Source organism: Brevundimonas sp. (assembly GCF_036405315.1).
Taxonomy (GTDB): domain Bacteria; phylum Pseudomonadota; class Alphaproteobacteria; order Caulobacterales; family Caulobacteraceae; genus Brevundimonas.
In genome coordinates, this window is record NZ_DASWXW010000157.1 from 1 (window position 1) to 6,551 (window position 6,551).

5 protein-coding genes are annotated in these 6,551 nt (G+C 69.4%); 4 read left to right on the forward strand and 1 reads right to left on the reverse strand.

Annotated features, from left to right (window positions below; translation table 11 throughout):
* The first annotated feature begins 100 nt into the window (after positions 1 to 100).
* The 3 genes from VGE49_RS09845 to VGE49_RS09855 all read left to right on the forward strand — a co-directional run bounded on the left by VGE49_RS09845 (position 101) and on the right by VGE49_RS09855 (position 3,506).
* Complete coding sequence (locus tag VGE49_RS09845; protein ID WP_331034383.1) at positions 101 to 1,090, forward strand: WYL domain-containing protein; 990 nt, start codon at positions 101 to 103, stop codon at positions 1,088 to 1,090.
* A 68-nt stretch (positions 1,091 to 1,158) separates the two neighbouring features.
* Positions 1,159 to 2,595, forward strand: a complete 1,437-nt coding sequence (locus tag VGE49_RS09850; protein ID WP_331034384.1) for a gluzincin family metallopeptidase — start codon at positions 1,159 to 1,161, stop codon at positions 2,593 to 2,595.
* A gap of 77 nt (positions 2,596 to 2,672) precedes the next feature.
* Positions 2,673 to 3,506, forward strand: a complete 834-nt coding sequence (locus VGE49_RS09855; protein ID WP_331034385.1) for a universal stress protein — start codon at positions 2,673 to 2,675, stop codon at positions 3,504 to 3,506.
* 4 nt (positions 3,507 to 3,510) lie between these two features.
* Here VGE49_RS09855 and VGE49_RS09860 read toward each other — a convergent pair whose 3' ends face one another.
* Positions 3,511 to 4,941 carry a helix-turn-helix domain-containing protein gene (locus tag VGE49_RS09860; RefSeq protein ID WP_331034386.1) on the reverse strand — a complete coding sequence of 477 codons (1,431 nt, stop codon included), beginning with the start codon at positions 4,939 to 4,941 and terminating at the stop codon, positions 3,511 to 3,513.
* A 169-nt stretch (positions 4,942 to 5,110) separates the two neighbouring features.
* On the opposite strand from VGE49_RS09860, the gene aceA reads away from it, so the two are divergent.
* Entirely contained in the window at positions 5,111 to 6,388 is a 1,278-nt protein-coding gene (gene aceA, locus VGE49_RS09865; RefSeq protein WP_331034387.1) for an isocitrate lyase, read from the forward strand.
* Positions 6,389 to 6,551 lie beyond the last annotated feature (163 nt).

Sequence of the window (6,551 nt, forward strand, 5' to 3'; positions counted from 1 at the left end):
AGGCCATGTCGTGATCTCCTGAAGCGATTGCCTCTTGCTGATGTTGAGAGGATGCGACAGCATTGCGTCAGTTTCGGACGTATCTCTGTGGAGAAGTTTCTTGCGGCACGACAAGGCGGCGATGGTCATTGATCTGGCGCGCGGCATGGCGGCCAGCGCCGAGGGGCTGACGCTGAACGAGATGGCGGGACAACTGCGGGTCGGGCGACGCACGGCCGAGCGGATGCGCGACGCCGTCCTGATGCTGTTCCCGCAGGTCGAGGAGATCAGCGACCCGCCCAGCAAGCGCTGGCGCATTCGCGGCGGCCTGTCGGCGTTCGAACAGGCCCCGACCGCGACCGAGATGCTGGAGCTGACCAAGGCGGCGGCGGCCCTGCGGGCGGCGGGCGAACCGGCGCGGGCGGCGGCGCTGGAGGGGCTGGAGCGCAAGGTCAAGGCGGCCATGCGCTCGACCACCCTGAACCGCATGGCCCCTGATCTGGAGGCCCTGGTGCGGGCCGAGACCATCGCCGTCCAGGCCGGGCCGCGTCCCACCGCCGACGAGACGGTGCTGGCCGAGATCCGCGGCGCGGTCCTGGCCGAGCGGCCGCTCAGCTTCATCTACGCCCGCCCGGGGGCCGAGGCGCGCAGCCGCAGCGTGGCGCCCTGCGGCCTGATGTTCGGGCGCGCCAACTATCTGGTGGCGGCGGACCGCGAGAGCGGGCGCATTCAAACATTTCGTCTCGATCGCATGACCTCGGTCGAGGCGGGCGAGGGGACGGCGCGGCCGCCCGCCGACTTCGACCTGGCCGCCTTCGCCAGCCAGTCCTTCGGAATTTATCAGGACGAGATCGAGGAGGTGGTCCTGCGCATCGCCCCCGAGGGCGCGGCCGAGGCGCGCGGTTGGCGCTGGCACCCGACCCAGACCATCGAGGATCAGGCGGACGGATCGGTGCTGGTGCGGTTCCGCGCCTCGGGCATGCGCGAACTGGCCTGGCACCTGTTCACCTGGGGCGAGCAGGCGACCATCGAGGCGCCGCAGCGGCTGAAGGCGGTCATGGCCGGCGAATTGGCGGCGGCTGGGCGCGCCCTGTCGAAGGCGCAATCCTGAGCAAACCGTAAGCTGACGCCGCCCCGGTTGCGGCTATGTTTCAGCTGAACCGTATGGAGCCCGTCGCCTTGCGTCTGAAAGCCCTCGCCGCCTCGACCCTTTTGGCCACAGCCCTCTTGGGCGCCTGCGCCGCCGCGCCGCTGCCGCCGGGGACCTGGGACGCGCGGGCCGCGCCGAGCGTCGAGGTCGTGCGCGACGGCGACCGCTGGACCGTCGACTATGTCTTCCATCGCGCGGCGCCGGTTTGGGCCTTCATGGATTCGGCCCTGATGGCCGATGGACGCCAGCCATGGCGACCCGGGCAATGGACGCTCGAGACACCGGGCGTCGTCATGGAGCGACGCGGCCATTACGACGTGATCCGCAGCACGGACGGCGGCCCCGTGCCGAGTCACGTCCGCTTCTCGATTCGACCCAGGGCTGTGGAGCTGGAGGCCGAGTACGGCGCCCTGACTTTCTCGGACGGGGCCGTGGCCCTGCCGACGCGCCAGTTCGACGTCTTCGCCCTGTCGTCCGTTGAGGCGGCCGAGGCCATGCCCGCCGACCTGAACGGCGTCGATCTGGAGGGCGGCCCCTCCGCCGTGACCTGGCGCGATACGGCCGGGCCGGTGCTGTTCAACGGCGAGCGCCGCGCCGCACTGACCACCACGACCGAACGCTCCTACGTCCTGCTGGGTCAGGCGCGAGTGACGCCCAGCGAGGGACTGACGACCGTCATCGACCCCAATCTGCCGCCCTGGATCGGCGAGGAGATTCGCAGCTTCGCCCCGCGCATCGACGACTACTACCTGCGCCGTCTCGGTCCGCCCGGCGTCGGCAGCGAGACCTCGACCGTCATGGTCAGCTGGAACGGCCCGACCGCGCGCCTGTCCAGCATGGGCGGCAGCGTCCTGCCCGGCCTGATCGTCATGAAGTTCGAGGGCGTCGGCGTGCTGAACCCCAGTCAGGAGGTGCTGGAACGTTCGCGCTGGTTCATCGGCCATGAGAGCGCCCACTTCTGGCTGGGACAGGCGGTGCGCTATCAGTTCGCGCGCGACGCCTGGATCACCGAGGGCGGGGCCGACCTGATGGCGGTGCGCGGCTTCAAGGCGCTGGACCCGGCCTATGACGCCCGCGCAGAGCTGCAGACCGAGGTGGACGACTGCATCGACCTGGCCCGCGACAAGGCGGTGGCCGAGGCGGGCGAGCGGGGGGAGCATCGGGCCTACTACGCCTGCGGCGCCGTCTTCGCCCTGGCGGCGGAAGGGGCGCAGAAGCGGCGCGACGGCGGCGACTGGTTCGACTTCCTGCGTCCGCTGCTGGATGAAAATCGTGATGATCGGGTGCTGAGCCGCGCCGAATGGCTGGACGCCCTGACCCGCGTCTCGGGCGATCCGTCCCTGGCTCAGACCATCGCGCGGATGCTGGATCAGGGCGCGGCCGATCCGGCGGCCGAGATCGCCGGCCTGTTCCGCAAGACCGGCGTCCCGCACCGGCTCGAGAACGGCAAGGTCGTGCTGATCTGATCGCCGTTATTTGATCGGGATCAAGGACCGAAACTCGCCTCGGGCGTTCTATCCTCCTGGAACGAGAGGAGGTCGCCATGACCTGGTCCAGCCTGATCGTCTATGTCGACGACGAGCCCGACAACACCCAGCGGATCGAGCAGGCCGCCGATCTAGCCAAGGCGCATGGCGCTCATCTGATCGGCGTCTCGGCCTGCGCGCCCGAGACGCCTATGGCGGACGCCTATGGCGCGGGCATCCTGCTGGGCGAGGTGCTGACGGCCCAGCACGAACGGGCGGAGAGCGCGCTGAAGGGCGCCGAGCAGCGGTTCCGCGAGATTGCGACCAGGGCGGACCTGTCCTGCGAATGGCGCGCCGACGTGGGCGACCCGACAAGCCAGCTGGTCAAGCACGCCCGCGCCGCCGACGTGGTGATCGTCGGGCGAGACTCCGCCAACGCCAGCGGCTGGCGCGCGCCCATTCCGTCCGATCTGGCCATGCGGGCCGGTCGTTCGGTCCTGATCGTGCCGCCGAACCCGACGCGGGCCGTCGCGGGCGCGCCGGTCCTGCTGGCCTGGACCGACAGCCGCGAGAGCCGCCTGGCCGCGGTGGCCGCCATCCCCCTGCTGCGCGAGGCCGAAAGCGTGCGCGTGCTGGAACTGTGCGACCCCGAGGACATGGACGGCGCCCGGCTGCGCACCGCCGACGTGGCGGCCTGGCTGAAGCGTCACGGCGTCAGGGTCGAGCCCGAGGCTCGCGCCCACGACGACCGTTCGGCGGGCCGTCGCCTGCTGGACTGCGCCGCCGAGATGAAGGCCGGAGCCATCGTCAGCGGCGCCTGGGGCCACGCCCGGATGCGCCAGTGGATCTTCGGCGGCGTGACCCAGACCCTGATCACCGAAAGCCCGGTGGCCCTGCTGCTGGCGCACTGAGCCGTCAGGCGAAGGGGTAGGGGCTGACCGACTTCGACCAGTCATCGACCGTCAGGGCTCGCCCGACCGGCGGGGCGGCGCGTTCGGCGCAGGGGTGGCGTTCGCATAGACGACAGGCGGGCCCGATCGGCGTGACCTCGGGCTTCTGAAGGTCCAGACCGCGCGCATAGATCAGGCGGTGGGCGTGTTTCAGCTCGCAGCCCAGGCCGATGGCCAGGTCCTGGCCCTCGGTGAAGGCGTCTTGGCCCTGGCGGTCCACCGTGCGGGCCAGGGTGAACCAGCGGCCGCCATCGGGAGTCTCGATGATCTGGGTGACGATCCGGCCCGGCGTGCGGAAGGCCGAGTGCAGGCGCCAGCGCGGGCAGGCCCCGCCGAAGCGCGAAAAGGGAAAGGCGCCCGAGGCATAGCGCTTCGACACATTCCCCGCCTGATCCACTCGCATCAGGAAGAAGGGCACGCCGCGCGCCGTCGGGCGTGACAGCGTCGTCAGCCGGTGGGCCGCCTGCTCGAAACCTACGCCGAACCGGGCCTGCAGTCGCGCCAGGTCATAGCCGGTTTCTTCCGCCGTGCGCTGGAAGGCGGCGTAGGGCATCAGGATTGCGGCGGCCAGGCTGTTGGTCAGCGAGGTCTTCAGCAGGTTGCGCGTCGGGGCGTCGGGGGCCTTGGCCGCCTCGGTCAGGGCCTGAAGTTCGGCGCCGTGCTCCATCAGGGCCAGTTGGCAGGCGACGGCGAAGGCGCGCGAGGACGGCCCTAGGGTGTCGGACAGCAGCAGCCGACTCCGGTGCGGATCGAAGCGGCGGGTCCATTCGACCATGACCTCGGCGGGCAGGGTGCGGACCGTCAGGCCATGACGGGCGAACAGCCGCGCGCGGGCCAGGGCCTCGAAGCTTTCGTCGGGCGAAGACGCCTCGGCCCTCAGGGCGTCGTGCAGGGCTTCGCCCAGGGCATCCAGCTCGGGGACGTGGTTGTGGCGGGCCTGAACGTATTCGCGCACCCATTCGGACGGGCTGTCGGCGGGGGAGGCGGCGCCGGCGACCTCGGCCTCGGCCCGATCGCGCACGCGCCGGTCGGAGAAGGCGCGATAGAGCCTGAGGATGGCGTCGGCGGCGGCGGGCTGATCCTCGGCCAGTTGCACGATCTCGTGGCGCGGCACAGCCAGGCCCTGGAACAGGGGGTCGGCGAAGATCTCGGACAGTTCGGCCTCGGACGCGGGGCCGCCGGACTGGCCCAGGTTCCTCAGGTCCACGTCATAGGTTTCGGCCAGACGCAGCAGCAGCTGGGCCGAGACGGGGCGCTGGTTGCGCTCGATATGGTTCAGGTAGGAGGGTGAGACGGCCAGATCGCCGGCCATCGCTGTTTGCGACAGGCCGAGGTCGCGCCTCAGCCGCTTCAGGCGGCCGCCGAGGAAGAGTTTGCGATCAGCGGCGGCGTTCATGGCGCGATCATGTCACATCATGACCTGTGTGCAAGTGTCATGATGTGACTGTTTGACTTGAATGATGAGGGTCAATCTGTGTCATTCGTGACGATGACGTGTTCAGGTCTTCGGGACGGCGGCCCATTCTTCCTTCTTGGGGCCGCGCCCTTTCAAAGCCGAGACGAACATGACGACCTTCGCCGATCTGGTTCCTTCGCCCGCCGGCCGTTTCGACGGCATCGAACGCCCCTATACGCCGGAGGACGTCCTGCGCCTGCGCGGCTCGGTGCCGATCACGCACACCCTGGCCGAGCGCGGCGCCAACCGCCTGTGGGAGCTGCTGCACACCGAGCCCTTCATCAACGCCCTGGGCGCCGTCACCGGCAATCAGGCGATGCAGATGGTTCGCGCCGGTCTGAAGGCCATCTATCTGTCGGGCTGGCAGGTCGCCGCCGACGCCAACACCGCCGGGGCCATGTACCCGGATCAGTCGCTGTATCCGGCCAACGCCGCGCCGGAGCTGTGCCGCCGCATCAACCGCACCCTGCAACGCGCCGACCAGATCGAGCACGCCGAGGGCGGCGCCAAGCGCGAGTGGTTCGCCCCCATCGTCGCTGACGCCGAGGCCGGGTTCGGCGGCCCGCTGAACAGCTTCGAGATCATGAAGGCCTTCATCGAGGCGGGCGCCGCGGGCGTCCACTTCGAGGATCAGCTGGCCAGCGAGAAGAAGTGCGGCCACCTGGGCGGCAAGGTCCTGATCCCGACCCAGGCCCATATCCGCAACCTGGTCGCCGCCCGTCTGGCCGCCGACGTCATGGGCACGCCCACCATCACCGTCGCCCGCACCGACGCCGAGAGCGCCCAGCTGATCACCTCGGACATCGACGAGCGCGACCAGCCCTTCATCGACCGCGACAACCGCACGCCCGAGGGCTTCTTCCGCCTGAAGGAAGGCACGGGCCTGGACCACTGCATCGCGCGCGGGCTTTCGTATGCGAACATCGCCGACCTGCTGTGGTGGGAAACCTCGCACCCCGATCTGGACGACGCCAAGAAGTTCGCCGAGGCGATCCAGAAGGCGCATCCGGGCAAGCTGATGGCCTACAACTGCTCGCCCTCCTTCAACTGGAAGGCCAAGCTGGACGACGCCACCATCGCCAAGTTCCAGCGCGAGCTGGGGGCCATGGGCTACAAGTTCCAGTTCGTGACCCTGGCCGGCTTCCACAGCCTGAACAACTCCATGTTCGAGCTGGCCGACGGCTATCGCGATCGCGGCATGGCGGCCTATTCCGAGTTGCAGCAGCGCGAGTTCTCGAACGAGGCGGCGGGTTACACCGCCACCCGTCATCAGCGCGAAGTCGGCACCGGCTACTTCGATCAGGTCGCCACGGTCATCTCGAACGGCCAGTCCTCGACCACGGCCCTGAAGGACTCGACCGAGACCGCCCAGTTTCACGCCGCCTGAGTTCCACGCCTCATAGGAAAGGATACGTCATGGAACCGCTCAGCAGACCGCAAGCCATCATCGACTTCTGTCTGGCGCCTCTGGCGCTGGATGGAGCAACCGAGGCCGAGCGCGAGGTGCGCCGCCGTCTGGAGCACGTCATCAAGACGTTCCAGTCCAAGGC

What these genes read in the sequence shown, in the direction of transcription:
- VGE49_RS09855 (WP_331034385.1), top strand. Translation starts at nt 2,673, where the DNA reads ATGACCTGGTCCAGCCTGATCGTCTATGTCGACGACGAGCCCGACAAC.
- VGE49_RS09860 (WP_331034386.1), bottom strand. Translation starts at nt 4,941, where the DNA reads ATGAACGCCGCCGCTGATCGCAAACTCTTCCTCGGCGGCCGCCTGAAG.
- aceA (WP_331034387.1), top strand. Translation starts at nt 5,111, where the DNA reads ATGACGACCTTCGCCGATCTGGTTCCTTCGCCCGCCGGCCGTTTCGAC.